Source organism: Serratia sp. JKS296, assembly GCF_900215445.1.
Taxonomy (GTDB): domain Bacteria; phylum Pseudomonadota; class Gammaproteobacteria; order Enterobacterales; family Enterobacteriaceae; genus Serratia; species Serratia marcescens.
In genome coordinates, this window is the sequence record NZ_OCMX01000001.1 from 4,609,540 (window position 1) to 4,628,480 (window position 18,941).

Here is an 18,941-nt window from a genome sequence, read left to right on the forward strand (position 1 = left end):
TACGCAAAAGCTTATCAGAAAGCGATGCCATCTCTTAAGCATCCGTTGCCACGGCTAGCGGGCCAACGTCTTGAGCGACAGCTGATGACTTACCAGTTTACCAGTTAAATCGCCTCCGGCGGCAAAAATATCATCAAATACAGTGCGGCGGCGCTCAGGCATAAAAAAACCCCGGTCACTTGACCGGGGTTCTCAGCACACAAGCGTGTGGGGGATGATTACATCATGCCGCCCATACCGCCCATGCCACCCATGCCGCCTGCTGCGCCCAGATCCGGTGCGTCAGCCTTCGGCAGGTCGGTGACCATGCATTCGGTGGTGATCATCAGGCCAGCCACGGAAGCCGCGTACTGCAGAGCAGAACGGGTCACTTTGGTTGGATCCAGGATACCCATCGCGATCATGTCGCCGTATTCTTCAGAGTAAGCGTTGTAGCCGTAGCTGCCTTCGCCCGCTTTCACCTGGTTGGCGATAACGGAAGCTTCTTCACCGGCGTTGACCACGATCTGACGCAGAGGGGCTTCCATTGCGCGCAGCGCAACTTTGATACCCACGTTCTGGTCTTCGTTGTCGCCTTTCAGCGCGGCGATTTTGCCTGCAACGCGGATCAGCGCGACGCCACCGCCGGCAACCACGCCTTCTTCCACTGCAGCGCGGGTCGCGTGCAGGGCGTCTTCAACGCGTGCTTTCTTCTCTTTCATTTCAACTTCAGTCGCTGCGCCAACCTTGATAACGGCAACGCCGCCGGCCAGTTTCGCTACGCGCTCCTGCAGTTTTTCACGATCGTAGTCAGAGGTCGCTTCTTCGATCTGCTGACGGATCTGAGCAACGCGGCCCTGGATGGTCGCTTCGTCGCCCACGCCATCGATGATGATGGTGGTGTCTTTGTTGATGACAACGCGTTTCGCCTGACCCAGGTCTTCCAGGGTGGCTTTTTCCAGCTCCAGACCGATCTCTTCAGAGATAACGGTACCGGCAGTCAGGGTAGCGATGTCCTGCAGCATGGCTTTACGACGGTCGCCGAAGCCAGGTGCCTTAACGGCAGCCACTTTCACGATGCCGCGCATGGTGTTGACCACCAGGGTCGCCAGCGCTTCACCTTCAACGTCTTCAGCGATGATCAGCAGCGGTTTGCCTGCTTTGGCAACGGCTTCCAGCACCGGCAGCATTTCGCGGATGTTGGAGATCTTCTTGTCAGCCAGCAGGATGAACGGGCTTTCCAGCTCAACAGAACCGGTTTCCGGCTTGTTGATGAAGTATGGGGACAGGTAACCGCGATCGAACTGCATACCTTCAACCACGTCCAGCTCGTCTTGCAGGCCGGTGCCTTCTTCAACGGTGATAACGCCTTCTTTGCCCACTTTCTCCATCGCTTCCGCGATCAGTTTACCCACGGTTTCGTCGGAGTTGGCGGAGATGGTGCCGACCTGAGCGATAGCTTTGGAGTCGGAGCAAGGCACGGACAGTTTTTTCAGTTCTTCAACCGCAGCGACAACCGCTTTGTCGATGCCGCGCTTCAGATCCATCGGGTTCATGCCTGCAGCAACCGCTTTCAGGCCTTCGGTGATGATGGATTGAGCCAGTACGGTTGCAGTGGTGGTGCCGTCGCCCGCCGCGTCGTTCGCTTTGGAGGCCACTTCTTTCACCATCTGTGCGCCCATGTTCTCGAACTTGTCTTCCAGTTCGATTTCACGCGCAACGGAAACGCCGTCTTTGGTGATGGTCGGTGCGCCGAAAGATTTATCCAGCACTACGTTGCGGCCTTTCGGGCCCAGGGTCACTTTTACTGCATCAGCGAGAACATTCACGCCGCGGAGCATTTTCACGCGAGCGTCATTGCCGAATTTTACGTCTTTAGCTGCCATTGGTATTTCCCTTCAACTCGTTCAGTTCAGAAGATAAAGCGCAATTACGCTTCAACAATTGCCAGAATGTCGCTTTCGGACATGATCAACACTTCTTCATTGTCGATCTTCTCTGCTTTCACGCCGTAGCCGTCGTTGAAAATCACGATATCGCCAACTTTCACATCCAGCGGTTGGATGTTGCCGTTTTCCAGCACACGCCCTTTACCCACTGCAACCACTTCACCGCGAGTGGATTTACCCGCAGCAGAGCCAGTCAGGACGATGCCGCCAGCAGATTTTGATTCAACTTCTTTGCGCTTGACGATAACGCGGTCATGCAATGGACGAATACTCATTGAACGCTCTCCTGTAAGAAGGTCTCTATCAGATTTAGGGTTGTACACCGGGTGGTTGTTATTACCGGCCTCGTGGCATTTGAGATGGGGGCGTTCCAGCCCCCTTCAAGGGGGCTAGCGAAAAAAATTTCGCATTTTTGGTTCGGCGAGTGCCGCAGAGATGAAAAACGCGGCCTGGGCCGCGTTTGCTTAACGATCGTGAGGTTTGCGATCCTCGTCCGGGCGATGTTCCAGCACCGGGCGCTCGTCGTCCTTGCGCTGGAATTCGCCGTCAAAGGTGTTGCCGTTGGCGGCGTCGCCGCCCGTCCAACCGCCGGGGCGATACACCGACAGATGCGGCATCAGCTTCAGCGTCAGCGATTTTTGCACCGGCGGCAGCAGCAGCAGCAGGCCGAGGAAGTCGGTGAAGAAGCCCGGAATCAGCAGCAGGAAGCCCGCCAGCACCAGCGAAACGCTTTTCACCATTTCCGCCGCCGGGCTTTCGCCGGCCGCCAGTTTTTGCTGCATCTGGACGAAGGTTTTCATGCCCTGATTGCGCACCAGCGAAATGCCGACGCAGGAGCTGAACACCACCAGCAACAAGGTGACAGCCACGCCGAGCACGGCGGCGACTTTGATAAAGATGGATATTTCTATGTAAGCCAGCAGAAATATCAGCAGTAGCGGTAACCAGCGCACCTGGTTCTCCTATCGGTAGGTAAAGCGCGGCCGCCACGGGGGCGACGGCGCGAAAAAAGAGGCCGTAAACGGCCGACACCATTACAATGAGGGCATCCCCCCACCATTTCAACCGAGAGCCGGTTTTTATTGCTAAAGTTCACAAACGTGAAAGAAGTCACAGAACCGGAAAAGGGCATATCCTTAAACGCCATAAGGTGATCTGGATTCAGTCATTTCTTATCAACCAGCATATGATCTGGGCAGCAACGGGCGATTTGGTTAATCGTTTCACGCCCCAAGCCTTCGGCAATATTAATTTAGGCTGTGCCCTTTAGCCTTGACCTGACAAATTATTAATTCGGCAGCAACACATAGAGAAGGTTCTCATGTCAAACAACATTCGTATCGAAGAAGACCTGTTAGGAACACGTGAAGTCCCCGCAGACGCTTACTACGGAGTTCACACTCTGCGTGCGATTGAAAACTTCTACATCAGCAACAGCAAAATCAGCGATGTCCCCGAGTTCGTTCGCGGCATGGTGATGGTGAAAAAGGCCGCGGCGATGGCCAACAAAGAACTCAAAACCATCCCGCGCAAAATCGCCGACGTGATCATCCAGGCCTGCGACGAGGTGCTGGATAAAGGCAAGTGCATGGATCAGTTCCCGGTGGACGTATTCCAGGGCGGCGCGGGCACCTCGCTGAACATGAACACCAACGAAGTGCTGGCGAACATCGGCCTGGAGCTGATGGGCCATCAAAAAGGCGAATACCAGTACCTGAATCCGAACGATCACCTCAATAAATGCCAGTCCACCAACGACGCCTACCCGACCGGATTCCGCATCGCGGTGTACGCCTCCAACCAGAAACTGATCGACGCCATCAACCAGCTGCGCGAAGGCTTCGATCGCAAGGCGAAAGAGTTCGAAACCATTCTGAAAATGGGCCGCACCCAGCTGCAGGACGCGGTGCCGATGACCCTCGGCCAGGAATTCCACGCCTTCAGCGTGCTGCTGAACGAAGAGACCCGCAACCTGCACCGCACCGCGGAGCTGCTGCTGGAAGTGAACCTGGGCGCCACCGCCATCGGCACCGCGCTCAACACCCCGGAAGGCTATCAGCCGCTGGCGGTGCAAAAACTGGCGGAAGTCAGCGGCCTGCCGGTGGTGCCGGCGGAAGACCTGATCGAAGCCACCTCCGACTGCGGCGCCTACGTGATGGTGCACAGCGCGCTCAAACGCCTGGCGGTGAAACTGTCCAAAATCTGCAACGACCTGCGCCTGCTCTCCTCCGGCCCGCGCGCCGGCCTGAACGAAATCAACCTGCCGGAGCTGCAGGCGGGATCGTCCATCATGCCGGCCAAAGTGAACCCGGTGGTGCCGGAAGTGGTCAATCAGGTGTGTTTCAAGGTGATTGGCAACGACACTTGCGTTACCATGGCGGCCGAAGCGGGCCAGCTGCAGTTGAACGTGATGGAGCCGGTGATCGGCCAGGCGATGTTCGAGTCGATCCACATCCTGACCAACGCCTGCTACAACCTGCTGGAAAAATGCATTAACGGCATCACCGCGAATAAAGAAGTCTGCGAACACTACGTCTTCAACTCGATCGGTATCGTCACCTATCTGAACCCGTTCATCGGCCACCACAACGGTGACATCGTCGGGAAGATCTGCGCCGAAACCGGCAAGAGCGTGCGCGAAGTGGTGCTGGAACGCGGCCTGCTGACCGAAGCCGAGCTGGATGACATCTTCTCCGTGGAGAACCTGATGCACCCGGCCTATAAAGCCAAACGCTATACGGATGAAAATGAACAATAACAGACCTACCCGGTAGCCCTGAAAGGCACGCTAAATCCTCTGGATAGCGTGCCTTTTTACTTTTAGGCGCCCACAAAATTTTAACGTTTTATTTTCAATTTACACCCTAAATCATTGGGACTGCATCAAGGCGGCAAGAGCGCAAGTCCCCAGGAGCTTACTCAAGTAAGTGACTGGGGTGAGCGCTCGCAGCCAACACCGATGCAGTTTCAAGGATGACGGGAAATCTCATTTTAAGGAGTAAACACTATGCTAGCCGTAGAATTGGTTATCGTTCTGCTGGCCATCTTTTTAGGGGCCAGGTTGGGCGGTATCGGTATCGGGTTCGCGGGGGGATTGGGCGTTCTGGTCCTGGCGCTGATCGGCGTCAAGCCGGGCAGCATTCCTTTCGACGTGATTTCCATCATCATGGCGGTGATCGCGGCGATCTCCGCCATGCAGGTCGCCGGGGGGATGGATTACCTGGTGCAGCAGACCGAAAAGCTGCTGCGCAAGAACCCCAAACATATCACCATTCTCGCTCCTATCGTCACCTACTTCCTGACCATCTTCGCCGGCACCGGCAACATCTCGCTCTCGGCGCTGCCGGTGATCGCCGAAGTGGCGAAAGAACAGGGCATTAAACCTTGCCGACCGCTGTCGACCGCCGTCGTCTCCGCCCAGATCGCCATCACCGCCTCGCCGATCTCCGCCGCGGTGGTGTACATGTCTTCGGTGATGGAAGGCCACGGCGTCAGCTACCTGCATCTGCTGATGGTGGTGATCCCGTCCACCTTCTGCGCGGTGCTGGTGATGTCGCTGCTGGTGACCTGGCTGTTCGACTCCAAACTGTCTAACGATCCGGTGTACCTGAAACGCCTGGAAGAAGGCCTAATCACCCTGCGCGGCAACAACGCGCTGGCGATCAAACCGCGCGCCAAAACCTCGGTGCTGCTGTTCCTGCTGGGTGTGCTGTGCGTGGTCGCCTACGCCATCATCAACAGCCCGGGCCTGGGCCTGGTGGCCAAGCCGCTGATGAACACCACCAACGCCATCCTGATCATCATGCTGAGCGTCGCCACGCTGACCACCCTGCTGTGCCGCGTCGACACCGACATGGTGCTGAACTCCAGCACCTTCAAGGCCGGCATGAGCGCCTGTATCTGTATCCTCGGCGTCGCCTGGCTGGGCGACACCTTCGTACAGGCCAACATCGACTGGATCAAAGAGACGGCCGGCAGCGTCATTCAGGCGCACCCGTGGCTGCTGGCGGTGATCTTCTTCTTCTGCTCGGCGCTGCTGTACTCGCAGGCTGCCACCGCCAAGGCGCTGATGCCGATGGCGCTGGCGCTGAACGTGTCGCCGCTGACCGCCGTCGCCTCCTTCGCCGCCGTTTCCGGCCTGTTCATCCTGCCGACCTACCCGACGCTGGTCGCCGCGGTGCAGATGGACGATACCGGCACCACGCGCATCGGCCGCTTCGTGTTCAACCATCCGTTCTTCATTCCCGGCACCATGGGCGTGATCTTCGCGGTGGTATTCGGCTTCCTGCTCGGCAGCGTCATGCTGTAACGCTTCGACCGGGGCTGCGGCCCCGGTTTTCCTTTTGGCGATAAACTCGCCTTCTAGCCAATCCGCCTTCAGGGTATAGTGCCCATTCGAACCGATGAGAGGGCTGAAGATGTCTGATTGCGAAGCTGTCGTCATACTCTGTACCGCACCCGATGAAGCCAGCGCCCAGGAACTGGCGGCGCGGGTCCTGGGCGATAAGCTGGCGGCCTGCGCCACGCTGCTGCCCGGCGCCACCTCGCTGTATTACTGGGAAGGGAAACTGGAACAGGAATACGAGGTGCAGATGCTGTTCAAAAGCGATCGCCGCCGTCAGCAGGCCCTGCTCGACACCCTGAAACAACATCACCCCTACCAGACGCCCGAGCTGCTGGTCTTGCCGGTGATGGCCGGAGATAAAGACTACCTGTCATGGATCAACGCTTCATTAAACTGATTTTGCTGCTGTGCAGCCTGTGCTTCCTGCCGCAGGCGGCGCAGGCTTCGCTGTTCGCGCCGAAGGGCGGCAGCCAGTTCGTGCCCGTCGATCGGGCCTTCGCCTTCGATTTCAAACAGCAAGGCGGCCTGGTAACGCTGAACTGGCAGATCCGCCCCGGCTACTACCTGTATCGCCAGCAGATCAAACTGGTGCCGCAGCAGGCAACGCTCGGCGTCTTTACCCTGCCCGAAGGATTGAGCCACAAGGACGAGTTCTTCGGCGAAGTGGCGATTTTCAAACAGCAGTTGAATCTGCAGGTGCCGCTACAACAGGCGGCGGCCAACGCCAGCCTCAGCGTCACCTATCAGGGCTGCGCCGAAGCCGGTTTTTGCTACCCGCCGGAAACCCGAACCATCCCGCTGGACGCGGTCAGCGCCACCGCAGCCGCGCCGCTCTCAGCCTCTGCACCGGCTGAAGCCCCCGCCGTACCGGCCAGCCTGCCGTTCTCGCCGCTGTGGGCATTGCTGATCGGCATCGGCATCGCCTTCACCCCGTGCGTGCTGCCGATGTACCCGCTGATCTCCGGCATCATCCTCGGCCGCGACCGGCCGCAAAGCAGCGGCCGCATTCTGGCGCTGGCGGTGGTTTACGTGCAGGGTATGGCGCTCACCTACACCCTGCTGGGCTTGGTGGTGGCCGCTGCCGGATTGCAGTTCCAGGCGGCGCTGCAGCATCCTTACGTCCTGATTGGCCTGTCGGTGCTGTTCATCGCGCTGGCGCTGTCGATGTTCGGCCTCTATTCCCTGCAGCTGCCCTCGGCGTTGCAAACCCGGCTGGCGAACTGGAGCAACACCCAGCGCGGCGGCTCGCTGACCGGCGTGTTCCTGATGGGCGCTCTGGCCGGATTGATTTGCTCGCCCTGCACCACCGCGCCGCTCAGCGCCATCCTGCTGTATATCGCCCAGAGCGGCAATCTGTGGGCCGGCGGCGGCACGCTGTACCTGTACGCGCTGGGGATGGGCATTCCGCTGGTGATCGTCACCCTGTTCGGCAACCGCCTGCTGCCGCGCAGCGGCCCGTGGATGCAGTACGTGAAAGAAGCCTTCGGCTTCGTCATTCTGGCGCTGCCGGTGTTCCTGCTGGAGCGGGTGATCGGCGATCTGTGGGGCATGCGCCTGTGGAGCCTGCTCGGCCTGGCGTTCTTCGGCTGGGCCTTCGCCCTGAGCCTGAGAAGCGCACGTGGCTGGGCGCGCGCCCTGCAACTGCTGTTGCTGGCGGCGGCGGTGATCGCCGCACGGCCGCTGCAGGACTGGGCTTTCGGCGCCGACCAGGCGCAGCAGGCGACTCAGCCGCACCTGGCCTTTACCCGCATCAACAACGTCGAACAGCTCGATCTCGCGCTGCAACAGGCGCGGGGCAGGCCGGTGATGCTGGATCTGTACGCCGACTGGTGCGTGGCCTGTAAAGAGTTCGAAAAATACACCTTCAGCGACGCCGCGGTGCAGGCAAGCCTGGCCAAGGCGGTGCTGCTGCAGGCGGATGTGACCGCCAACGGTGCGGAACAGGCGGCGCTGCTGAAGCACCTGCAGGTGCTGGGGCTGCCGACGATCCTGTTCTTCGATCCGGCAGGCCGCGAGCTGACGGCCGAGCGTGTCACCGGTTTTATGAAGGCGGAAGCCTTTAACGCGCATTTGCAGAAAGTGATGCGATAACTGACACTGAAGATCGGAAGCGAATGGGAGGAAGCACAAGTGCAACGTGAACACGTCCTTGATACCGCGCTGGGCCTGTTGGAACAACAGGGTCTGGCGACCGCCACATTAGAGATGCTGGCGGAAAAACTCGACGTTCAGCCCGGCGATCTCAAACGGTTCTGGCCGGATCGCGAAGCGCTGCTGTACGACTGCCTGCGCTACCACGGCCAGCAGATCGACACCTGGCGCCGCCAGCTGCTGCTGGATGAAAACCTGAGCCCGCAGCAAAAGCTGCTGGCGCGCTATGACGTACTGGCGGAATACGTGCAGCAAGACCGCTATCCCGGCTGCCTGTTTATTGCCGCCTGCAGTTTCTTCCCAGAAACGGATCACCCGATCCACCAACTGGCAGAGCAGCAAAAGCTGACCTCGCTGGAGCTGACCCGCGAATTGCTGCGTGACATGGACGCCGACGACGCCGACATGGTGGCACAGCAAATGGAGCTGATTCAGGAAGGCTGCCTGAGCAAACTGCTGGTAAAACGTCAGCTCCAGGACGTATCGGTCGCCAAACGACTGGCGGAAGACATCTTGCAGGTAGCACAGTGCCGCCGCAACGGGGCGTTGAGCTGAATCGGCAGGGTTGGCGGCACAGCCAACCCAAGGTGATAGCCTGGACAGGCGCATTTTTTGCGCCCTTTGCCTGAAAAGCCAGCAACCGGAGGCATTTTAACGTCTTTCATGCATAAAGCCGTTGACGGCTTTATGCCAATACGGTTTAATGCTGCCCGTTGCCCGGATAGCTCAGTCGGTAGAGCAGGGGATTGAAAATCCCCGTGTCCTTGGTTCGATTCCGAGTCCGGGCACCATATTTAGAGAACCCAGCCTATGGCTGGGTTTTTGCTTTTCAGAGACAGGACTCTCCATCGAACTGCGTTCGATTATTCGGCCAAGGGCCTCACCCTGCGGGCCAGCGCTAAAGCGCTGTTCAACGCGGCGCCAGCGCCGGTTGTCCGAGTCCGGGCACCCTATTTAGAAGAACCCGCCTATGGCGGGTTTTTCGCTTTCTGGGGGACTGACTCTCCATCGAACTGCGTTCGATTATTCGGCCAAGGGCCTCACCCTGCGGGCCAGCGCTAAAGCGCTGTTCAACGCGGCGCCAGCGCCAGTTGTCCGAGTCCGGTCGCCCTATTTAGAAGAACCCGCCTATGGCTGGGTTTTTGCTTTTCAGAGACAGGACTCTCCATCGAACTGCGTTCGATTATTCGGCCAAAGGCCTCACCCTGCGGGCCAGCGACACAGGACGAATGCTCCCTTCTCTGCTTGCATCCCCCAAGAACGTTGGCTCCAGGGGCAACCGGATTACCGCATTCTCGGCATTAGGCGTGAAAGTAACGGTGCCAGGCGAGCAATATCCAATGTTGTTGAGGCGGATACTCACTCTCTGGTAAAAAACGCTACCTCATACAATGTGCAGCAGCGTCAATGACGCCGCCATGAAGCCAATCGGCGGGAAGAATGGCCGTAGTCTTGAATAGACAACTGCCTTTTCTTCATATGCTGCGCATGCTTATAGAATGAATAAATGCTTAAGCAGAATAAAAACATCGCGAAATAGAACAAACTCACTTCACCTTTCCCTTGGTGTAGATAATACCCAACGTAAATTACGCACAGCTACCATCACTGCCAACGATAATAATTCACCGAACTTATGCTTTGAGTCGGAACAACAGGCTATTTAATCAATAGTCACAAAAAAAGCAGGGAGGATAACCCTGCTTGTCATTTTAAAATCAATATTACTGACATAGCGGCAAATACTTCTTCATAAACGGCGATTCGCAGAACGCATTCATGACTTCGCCTTTATCTTTAGGCTTGGCGCCTGAGTTGGTGTTGCCTGCACATTGCCCGCCATTTTTCCCCTGGCCATTGATGCATTGGCCAAAATCGCTATTGCCGGCGCCGCTGGCGTTGCCATGATTCCCCTGCACATTCTGATTGCCGTTAAAACCGGCGTGCGCATAAGACATCATCATGATGCCAGCGCCAATAAGTAAAGCCGCTGTCGTTTTCATAACTGTCCCTTTGTGTTATTTAGCAAATGAATAAAAAAATACTTAACATTCCCTTGGGGAATGTTAATCACAATTCATGATTTTTTAGCGTTATGAAGATATCAGATGAGAATAATTTAAATTATCCCCCATCACGGTTAGGAATACTCTGCCTCTGGTGATAACAACCAATAAATAAAATCATGGCTGCGGTTTAGCATCAGTTTGCCCATCACCGAACGTTTATGGCTGTGCACCGTTTTAACGCTCACCCCCATCACTCTGGCGGTTTGTGATTGATCCAACCCGCGCCGTAAATAGCCGATAACCTGCCGCTCACGGGGAGTCAACAGCTTAGCGGGAAATCGACATACCGGCTTCGGATTAACCAACGTATCAGACAGCAGCGCAAACAAGCACTGCTGATCGTCGGTGCGGTACAGCACCCGGTTCGCGCGCCCGGAGGCAACGGTCTGCTTTTCCTTAATGGTGACGACATGCGCCCCGGAATAGGCTGCCCAACGCCGGGCACGCCGGGCCGGAGAGGTCAACACGATGTCAGGCCGCTCATCGCTGCCCGACGGCAGAAAATGCGCGATTTTATTATGCTGCTGCGCATATGTCGCAATGCTTAACCGCAAGCCGGCGGCAAAATAGCGGTTTTCGTCATCGATGACGATATTGAGTGGTTTCATTACCCCCTCCTAATTTATCCATCATTCTATTTAGATTAAAAATTTAATAGAAACACGATTGACAGCTGCATTGCTCCGTCATTATCACCTGTTGTTTCAACGCATTTTTATAAACCTAAGTTTATAAATCAGGGAAGGGTCAGCATAATGACCTTATACCCCTGAAAATCGCCAGTACCGCCTCTGTAGCCGCTTAATGTTGACGTCAGCGTGAGAGTTTTCCCTTCAGGGCCAATCCGGTCGAGATAACCAGAACCAATATCGACACCATTTATTTTAAGATGACTGATAATGCCACCTCCAAGAGAGACGGAACCATTTTTATCCACAGCGATGATAGCCAAGCTAAATGCATTATTGCAGGCAACGCGAAATTGCTTCGCTGCAACACTCCCATTAACTGAGTTAGTGTCTATCGTGCCGTGATTCAGCTCGATAAAAGAATCGGCAATGCTGCAATAGGTTGGATCTATTTGTGGTGCAAAGCATTCAAACTCGCCGCCTGGCAAAGGAACATAAGCGTTCGACCCGCCACCACCATATACCGGATAACCCAAACCCAGACAAGGCTCCGGGTATAGGCCGAATTGCGATTTGAACTCCCGATTGATATAACCTTTCCGTGCAAATAGCTGGGCTAACTCTCCCATCGTCTTTAAATCTGACGCCTCAGGCATATCTATTTCGACAAAATTAGAGATAGCATGTGTTCGGTTAGAGTACGTATAAGTCAGCTGACAGGCACCAAAAATCCTGCAATTTTTTAATGGATTCGGCGCAGTATCGTACTCATCCCACCTAATGACTTTCACGATAAACCTCTTTTGAGACGGCGAGTATTGCGCATCCATCACCCAACTGGCAGCTACCTGAGGCACGTGCAACAACAACCATAAAAAGAGTATTTTTTTCATCTTTCCTTCCCGTTATCGAGCTGGCGATTTTCACATTTACATTTCAGAGCGTTGCTGCCCGACGTCAGCGAAAGCGGTTTGCCGCTCACGCCCAGCGCTTTTCCAACAGCAGGTTATCCGCAATGGTCGGCGGCAACCCTATCACGCTGGCCAAACTGAGCTGCGCCCATAAATCGGCCGCTTATTTCCGTATATAGTCGCACTAAACACCTAGCTCACATGATTCTCAGGCGGGTTCTATCACCATAATGGCGCTGCCAAAATAACTTCCGGCATTATTCACGCCAAATAATTTACTTGTTAAATTAAGCACGTTAACACCGGCCAACAGATTAAACACGCCACCAATCGCATAACCATTTACGCTTATATACGCAAGCCCTGCAGGTGAGAGATTGATATAAGGCTCATCATTAATGAATCGCACCCTTACTTTTGTTCCCGTGCTGCATTGAATTGAAACCTTTCCTTCCGCTATGGAGCTCTCAGCTTCTTTAATAGAAAGAGTGCCATGATCAATTTCCACTTTCGGTGTTATAATGTTGCACCATTGCTGGGGGGGAGGCACTATCAGGCACATGCCCGCAGGATAGAGAGTACCGCTCCAGGGTGTTAAAACACGACTCGCGGCAGCCACATACCCCAAACATTCAGGAATATCGCCCCCCAGATAACCGCTGTGAAGAATGGCATTATTTTGTTTCCCTCTATAAACCTCCATAGCAAGATCACTGATTGTTCGCACACCATTACCTGACACATTGCCAAACCCTTCAATTCTTGCAATAGGATTGCTTGACTTAGACTCATAGTGTTTATGCGCAATACCTACGAACCATTTATCAGGTACAACAACATCCCCCGCACTACCGATCTCGATGACTGACTCTGTGTATTCATACTTCATATATCTTGAGGCGCCATTATCCACAATAGTGCTGGAAATAGAGCTCACAATAGGATAAGGGCTGGCGTAGCCATATGAGACAATTAATCCGGCAACGATACCAATAATATGCTTTATAATTGACACCCATCCCCCTTACCGGTCAAAAAACCAAGAGCAAAATAAAATGAATAAAGAGAACGATATAGATCATCCGTGAAGACCCATTCTTCATAGCGAATATGTCAGCAAAATCGACTCATAATAAGCTACTTGAAAATTAAATTTGGCCCACCAATTATCCGGTTTTAATCGTAATTGAGGCTAAAATCCACTGTTGCCCCAAAACTCCCCGCCCGCAAAGGCGCGCCGGTACGTTCAGCCATCACGCTGTAGTTCAACACGTTGCTGCCCGGCGTCAGCCACAGTGGCTTGCCGCGGCTGCCCAAACGAATGTCTTCGCCCTGGGCATCCAGCAGGCGCAGCCCCATACCGCTCACGCCCTGCGCTTTCACCAACTGCGGGTTGTCCGCATCAGCCGGTGCACGGAAGCTCACCCGCACCGCCGGCTGATCCGCCGCCCAGCTCAGCGCACCGGTGCGTTCATCCCGGTTCGCCGCCGGGCTGCGCAGGCAGTCGCGCAACCGCAGCGCAAAGCGCACCGCCGCGCCGCGATCGCCGGTTTGTGTCAATGACCCGGTCGCTACCTCACCCAGCCAAATTTCCTGCCGCAGGCTGTCCATCTCCAACCGGCAGGCGCTTTCGGTCAATGCCCCCCTGACATAAAGCACACCGTTAGCGCCATCCACTTCCCAGTTATCTACCGCCTGCGCCGCCGGCAGCAGCCACATCATGGCCGCCAAACTGAGCGGCGCCATCAGCGCCAGGCCGCCCAGCGAGGCGTAATAGCCCAGTTCACCGCGCAGGTATGCCCAGTCACGCACCGTCTGTTTCCCTGTCATAGTTCTCTCCTGATAAAATGGGGGCTTAGGGCCGTTTGCCGTCACGCTAAACATGCTTACTCATATTCCAGGCCGAAAGTCGCCACGGCGGAAAACGCTCCCAGGCCAATGCTCTTCTGCGCTAGCGCCTGCGGTTCCCCTTGCACATAAACCTGCAGCTGCAGGCTGTTGTTCCCCTTGGCGATCGAATAGCTCTCGCTCGGTTTATTCATCGCCAACGGCTCACCCGTCGCCGTCTCCAGCCCCAAAGCGATCCCGGTCGCCATACTGGCGCCATCCGGTTTTAGCAACCCTGGCAGCGCACCGCTTTCGGCACCGGTGAAGGTCACCTTCACCGTGTTGCCCAGGCTGATGTCACAGTCCTGCAGCACCAGACTGAACGCCTTGCCGGGAGTACGGCCATAGGTATACAGGTACTTATCGATCACCGTACCGAAATCCAGACGGATATCCTCATCACCCGGCCGCAGCGTGCAAGGCTCGGCGACCAATGCGCCGCTGAAATGCATATTGTCAGCGGCGGCCCAACACCCACTCGCGCCGATCAGTAACCCCACGCCGATAACGCCTCGCCACATCGCCGTTTTACTCATCCTCTCCATGCGCTTTTCCTCTTCTTTCTTCCGGTCCGTGGCTCAAAGGTAATTCGCCTGCAGCGTCGCCGTGGCGGCAAACGCACCTTCTTTCAATGGCACACCCGCTTTGGCAACCGGCACCGCTTCCAAACGCGGCGGATTCGCAGGATCGATTTTGATGCTGCTGTTCGGGGCGAACGGTTTGTCATCCCGGTACAAGCGGATACCGAGGTTACCGTTATCGGTTTGCAACGCGGCGTTATCAAAGGAGGCAGCGTTGCCCTTAAAGGTCAATGTCAGCTCCCACGGCAAGGCTCCGGGCAAATCACATTGGATGCGGTAATTCACCGCTTGCCGGTAGTTGACACCATCGACTTTGTTGATACCGACGCGCTGGCCAAACGCCACTTCGATCACGCCGCCATCGTTGATGCGGCAGGGCGGCGGTGCACGCAGCGTCCCTTTCAGGTGCATGGCGACCTCTTCGGCAGCCTGAACGGAATGGCCGAACAGACTACTTGCACACAACAGCATCACGGCAACGCCCTGTTTCATGTTCGCCTCCCGGTTCATTGATAATCGACACGCAACGTGGCGGACGCTGTAAATTCTCCCGTCGGCAGCGTCGCGTTCGCCTGTTTCACGGGCACCGCCTCCAGCTTCGGCAAGACGGGAAAGGTGAAATTCTGCCAACTGTTCAATTCGATACGTGCATCGTTGTTTAAAAACGCAATGCCCAGGCTGCCGACATTGGTCTGGAGCAGCTTGCCATCGAATCCCGCTCCGGTGCCGGCAATCAACAACCGCATGCCGTTCTTTTCCGGTTTGTCGCAGGTCACCGAATAGTCGACGAGCGTGCGATAATTTTCGCCATCGACGCGCGTCGTCATCACCTCATCGCCAAAATTCACCTCGATCGGCTGATTACCGTTGATCACGCAAGGCAGCGGCGCCAGCACGGTCACTTTGACCGATACCGTGGTGGCGGCTTGCGTCACTCCAGCCGCAAACAGGCAGAATGCGCCGGTCAAAAAAAGCATGCATGTTGTGTTAAATAAGCGGTTCACCTTTTTGCCCATTCCCTGTTGTGTACTGCCCATGATGTTCCCCATCACGTCGGGCGATACGATAATGAGGACGTTTTGCCCATCCGCGCCGCAAACGCCCGCCGTAACATCAAGACGCTTTCTTCTCCGGCACCACTTTGCAGACCGTACCCGCACAATTGAAGCTCAACTGCGGGCGGCCGCCGTAGTCGTTGATATAGGTCAACACCGGGCTGTTACCCAAACTCCCGGCACTCACCGCCAGCGGCGCGCTGCCCTTCGGCTCGATCATTAACGGTTCGAACCCCTTGGCGCCTTCAATGCCTTTGCGGCTGGCGGCGTCAATCAGCGTGACGTAAAACGGCGTCGGGTTGTTCACCACATACTTGTCGCCCTGTTTACTGAGGGTGAGCTGCTCCTGCCACGGCGCCGCGTTGCGCTCCGGCGCGATCGCCGCCGGGCGGTAGAACAGCTTGATTCGCGTTTGCAGCGCGATTTGCAGCGAGTTCGGTTTGTTGCTCTTCGGCGGGATCTCGCGCAGGTTGAAGTAGTACAGCGTCTCCCGGTCCTGCGGCAGCATCTTCGCCGCCGGCAGTGCCTGGATCTTCACCTGGCTCGGCTTACCCGGCTCGATGCGCTGCACCGGTGGCAATACCGTCAGCGGACTCTGGATCTTGTTGCCCTGCGCGTCTTCCAGCCAGCCCTGCGCCAGATATGGCAGCTGTTTGTTCTGGTTGCTGACGCTCAGGCTCACCGACTGCACGCCGCCGTCGAAAATCACCCGGGTGCGATCCAGCGCAATAGCCGCCTGCGCGGTTGGCGACAGCGCGCCGGCCAGCAACGACGTGGTGGCCAGCAGGCCGATGGCGTTACGTTTGCTCATCATAAAAAACTCCTTAATTCAGTGTTCGTCGCCGCCCGCACCGGCGCTTAACGCCCGGCACGGCAGCAGTAAATTGGCTGTCAGCATCTCGGCCGGCAGCGGTGTCGGCATGTGCACTTCGCACTGTTCGGTGCCGTTCCAGCGCACCGTCATCCGCTCCCCGGCGTTGATGCCGCTCAGGTAGACGCTGCCGCCGTCGTTGACGATACCGGTCTCCTGTTTACGGGCATTCAACACTGTCGCGCCGAACGGCGGTTCACTGCCGTCCGCCAGCTTAATCACGGCCATCGCCTTCTCCCCGGCGATCACCGCAAACTTGCGGTAACCGATGGCGCCTTCGGTCAGCGTCGCCTGCACCACCGAGGTAGTGGCCTCGGCGTTATCGTCCAGCTTGTCCAGATCGATGCTGGCCTTGTTGCGGTAGTAGCTGTTGACGTCCGTCACCACCGCCTTACCCCAGCGGTTGGTCGCCATCGTGCTGCCGTATCCGCGTACCGGTACCCCGGCCACCCCTTCGGTATCTAACAACAGTCGGGTCCCGCCAGCCATACCGGTACGGTGCAGCGCGCCGCCTTCGGCGGTCAGCGTCATCCCGCCCTGCAACGAACCGCCGATGGCGCTGTACCGGTCCTGTTGGTAGCTGGCGTTGGCGCTCATCCGCGCCAGATCGCCATCGCGGTTGTAGTAGCCGCTCAGGTTGGCACCGCTGCGCGAGCCGCCGGCGCTGATCTGGTAGTTGCTGCGATCGTCGATGCGGTCGTAATACCCCACCCGGTGGGTGCTGTCGTCACGGTTCACCGTTGCGTTGTAGCTCAGCGTGGCGCCGTTGCCCCACGGCACCGACAGCGACAGATACATGCCGTCGTCGTTGGTCTCGTTGTAGCGGTTGCGGTAAGCCGACAGCGACAGACTCAGGTTTTTAAACCGGCCCAGGTCGAAATAGCGCGACATCGTCAGGCTGTAGCGATCGTTGGCCGGCCGATCCCAGTAAGTCTGGTGGCTAACGTTGAGATACGCGCTCAACCCGATATCGCGCAGCTGCTGGTTGTAGGTGATGGTGTACATCTCCTTGCTGTTGCCGAACCGTTGCCCGAACTGGCGCGCGTCCAGATACTCGCTCATGCTCATAAAGTTCTGCTCGGAGAAGCGGTAGCCGGCAAAGGTCACCTGGCTGTCCAGCTCGTCGAAGCTTTTCGAGTAGCTGAGGCGGTACGAGCCACCGCTCAGCGTCTCGCCGTTGTACGGCAGTTTGGCGCGCGACTGGGTGACGTCGAACGACAGCGCCCCCAGCAGCATCAAATCGCGGCCGATACCCAGTGCCGCCGCGTTGTAATCGCCGCCCAGCAGCCCACCGCCGAACAGCGACCAGCCGTTGCTCACCCCCCAGGAGAACTCGCCGGTGCCGAACATCGGCCCCCGGTAGCGGTGATCCATATCCGACGGCTTGCCCGCCGCCAGCTTGTAGCGCAGCGAGCCGGGGCGCGTCAGATACGGGATGCTGGCGGTGCTCATTTTGAATTCCTGCACACTGCCGTCCTGCTCTTCCACCCGCACGTCCAGATCGCCTGTAACCGCATCGTTTAGATCCTGGATACGAAACGGCCCGGCGGCGACGGTGGTCTCATACAGCACCCGCCCCTGCTGGCTGACAGTCACCTTGGCGTTGCTCTTCGCCACTCCGCTGACTTCCGGCGCGTAACCGCGCAGGTTCGGCGGCAACATGTTGTCGTCGGAGCGCAGGCTTACGCCGCCGAAGCGAAAGCTGTCGAACAACCCGGAATCCAGGTAGTCCTCGCCCAGCGTCAGCTTGGATCTCAGCGCCGGGATCGCCCGGTAGGCGTAGTAACGACTCCAGTCCAGTTGCTTATCGGTTGACTGCCCTGAGCCGGTCTGGTGGTTCAGGTTCCCTTGCCAGTCGGCGCGCAGCCGCCAGGCACCCAGGTTGGCGCCCGCCACGCCGTTACCGCTGGCGCTGTAACCCCGTGAACCTGTCTGCAATTGATGCTGGGTCTGCATATTGACGTTGTAATCAAACAGCAATCCCGGTATGCCCTCGTCCCAGCGGGCCGGCGGATCCCAATCCTCAGAGACATAGTCCAGATAAGCCTGGGGGATGCTCAGATACAGCGCCGAGGTGGCTAAATCCCCACGCACTTCCATACCCGGCAGACTGGCCTCGTCCAGACAGGCGCCTTCGCGCCACCAGGTTAACTTTTTCAGCGCCTCAGCCCTGATACCCAGCTGCGCCACCAGCTCCGGCGATAAGCAGGCACGGCTGCCATTGGCATCGTCGTCCGGTGCATAAAACGCCACCGGCTGTTCCGGCAACGTGGCTTTATTGATATGTACCGCCATGCCGTACTGACCGGGCATGATGTAACCGCCACGCGAGAACTGGCTCAGATCGATGTTTTTGCGGTCGTTCACGTCCAGCACGTCGGTATTGAACTGGATGTCTTCCACCGCGCCGGCTTTGCTCGCCAGGCTGCCCAGCACCAGCGCCACGCAGGCGCTGAGAATATGCAAACGAAACGGTTTCCCGGCAGGTAAAAACATCATTTCCAAGACCTTTTA

At 57.1% G+C, this 18,941-nt stretch carries 18 protein-coding genes and 1 tRNA gene; 6 read left to right on the top strand and 13 right to left on the bottom strand.

From position 1 onward, the window contains the following. Positions 1–218: 218 nt before the first annotated feature. From groL to CRO23_RS22145, 3 genes are all read right to left on the bottom strand, one after another. A complete protein-coding gene (gene groL, locus CRO23_RS22135; RefSeq protein ID WP_004929662.1) occupies positions 219–1,865 on the bottom strand; it encodes a chaperonin GroEL in 1,647 nt (548 codons plus the stop codon). A 44-nt stretch (positions 1,866–1,909) separates the two neighbouring features. After that, complete coding sequence (locus CRO23_RS22140) at positions 1,910–2,203, bottom strand: co-chaperone GroES (protein WP_004929661.1); 294 nt, start codon at positions 2,201–2,203, stop codon at positions 1,910–1,912. A gap of 189 nt (positions 2,204–2,392) precedes the next feature. Further along, on the bottom strand, positions 2,393–2,881 hold the full coding sequence (locus CRO23_RS22145) for an FxsA family protein (RefSeq protein ID WP_004929660.1): 489 nt from the start codon (positions 2,879–2,881) through the stop codon (positions 2,393–2,395). 368 nt (positions 2,882–3,249) lie between these two features. On the opposite strand from CRO23_RS22145, the gene aspA reads away from it, so the two are divergent. The 6 genes from aspA to CRO23_RS22180 all read left to right on the top strand — a co-directional run bounded on the left by aspA (position 3,250) and on the right by CRO23_RS22180 (position 9,215). Beyond that, entirely contained in the window at positions 3,250–4,686 is a 1,437-nt protein-coding gene (aspA, locus tag CRO23_RS22150; RefSeq protein WP_004929659.1) for an aspartate ammonia-lyase, read from the top strand. A gap of 249 nt (positions 4,687–4,935) precedes the next feature. Further along, positions 4,936–6,237, top strand: coding sequence for an anaerobic C4-dicarboxylate transporter (locus tag CRO23_RS22160; RefSeq protein WP_016929379.1), 1,302 nt, complete (start codon positions 4,936–4,938; stop codon positions 6,235–6,237). Between the two features lie 109 nt (positions 6,238–6,346). Next, on the top strand, positions 6,347–6,670 hold the full coding sequence (gene cutA, locus CRO23_RS22165; protein WP_015376376.1) for a divalent cation tolerance protein CutA: 324 nt from the start codon (positions 6,347–6,349) through the stop codon (positions 6,668–6,670). After that, entirely contained in the window at positions 6,646–8,364 is a 1,719-nt protein-coding gene (locus CRO23_RS22170) for a protein-disulfide reductase DsbD (RefSeq protein ID WP_097102933.1), read from the top strand. Before cutA ends, CRO23_RS22170 begins: the two co-directional genes overlap by 25 nt. A 39-nt stretch (positions 8,365–8,403) precedes the next feature. After that, the gene (dicD, locus tag CRO23_RS22175; RefSeq protein WP_015376374.1) at positions 8,404–8,979 is read left to right on the top strand and encodes a division control transcriptional repressor DicD; all 576 of its coding nucleotides are present in this window, start codon (positions 8,404–8,406) and stop codon (positions 8,977–8,979) included. A 160-nt stretch (positions 8,980–9,139) separates the two neighbouring features. Beyond that, a tRNA-Phe gene (locus tag CRO23_RS22180) sits at positions 9,140–9,215 on the top strand. A gap of 933 nt (positions 9,216–10,148) precedes the next feature. On the opposite strand, the gene CRO23_RS22185 is transcribed toward CRO23_RS22180, so the two are convergent. The 10 genes from CRO23_RS22185 to CRO23_RS22230 all read right to left on the bottom strand — a co-directional run bounded on the left by CRO23_RS22185 (position 10,149) and on the right by CRO23_RS22230 (position 18,926). After that, complete coding sequence (locus tag CRO23_RS22185) at positions 10,149–10,427, bottom strand: hypothetical protein (RefSeq protein ID WP_139375559.1); 279 nt, start codon at positions 10,425–10,427, stop codon at positions 10,149–10,151. Positions 10,428–10,564: 137 nt separating this feature from the next. Then, entirely contained in the window at positions 10,565–11,101 is a 537-nt protein-coding gene (locus CRO23_RS22190; RefSeq protein WP_016929383.1) for a helix-turn-helix domain-containing protein, read from the bottom strand. 128 nt (positions 11,102–11,229) lie between these two features. Then, a complete protein-coding gene (locus tag CRO23_RS22195) occupies positions 11,230–12,015 on the bottom strand; it encodes an MrpH family fimbial adhesin (protein WP_097102937.1) in 786 nt (261 codons plus the stop codon). Positions 12,016–12,241: 226 nt separating this feature from the next. Continuing rightward, the gene (locus tag CRO23_RS24970) at positions 12,242–13,048 is read right to left on the bottom strand and encodes a hypothetical protein (protein WP_141398628.1); all 807 of its coding nucleotides are present in this window, start codon (positions 13,046–13,048) and stop codon (positions 12,242–12,244) included. A gap of 161 nt (positions 13,049–13,209) precedes the next feature. Further along, positions 13,210–13,863 carry a fimbrial protein gene (locus CRO23_RS22205; protein ID WP_097102941.1) on the bottom strand — a complete coding sequence of 218 codons (654 nt, stop codon included), beginning with the start codon at positions 13,861–13,863 and terminating at the stop codon, positions 13,210–13,212. A gap of 56 nt (positions 13,864–13,919) precedes the next feature. Continuing rightward, complete coding sequence (locus CRO23_RS22210; RefSeq protein ID WP_255253518.1) at positions 13,920–14,465, bottom strand: fimbrial protein; 546 nt, start codon at positions 14,463–14,465, stop codon at positions 13,920–13,922. Between the two features lie 33 nt (positions 14,466–14,498). Beyond that, complete coding sequence (locus tag CRO23_RS22215; protein WP_016929388.1) at positions 14,499–14,993, bottom strand: fimbrial protein; 495 nt, start codon at positions 14,991–14,993, stop codon at positions 14,499–14,501. A gap of 14 nt (positions 14,994–15,007) precedes the next feature. Continuing rightward, a complete protein-coding gene (locus tag CRO23_RS22220; protein ID WP_255253519.1) occupies positions 15,008–15,538 on the bottom strand; it encodes a fimbrial protein in 531 nt (176 codons plus the stop codon). A 76-nt stretch (positions 15,539–15,614) separates the two neighbouring features. Further along, a complete protein-coding gene (locus CRO23_RS22225) occupies positions 15,615–16,367 on the bottom strand; it encodes a fimbria/pilus periplasmic chaperone (RefSeq protein ID WP_033634298.1) in 753 nt (250 codons plus the stop codon). Between the two features lie 18 nt (positions 16,368–16,385). After that, a complete protein-coding gene (locus CRO23_RS22230) occupies positions 16,386–18,926 on the bottom strand; it encodes an outer membrane usher protein (protein ID WP_097102942.1) in 2,541 nt (846 codons plus the stop codon). Positions 18,927–18,941: the final 15 nt, after the last annotated feature.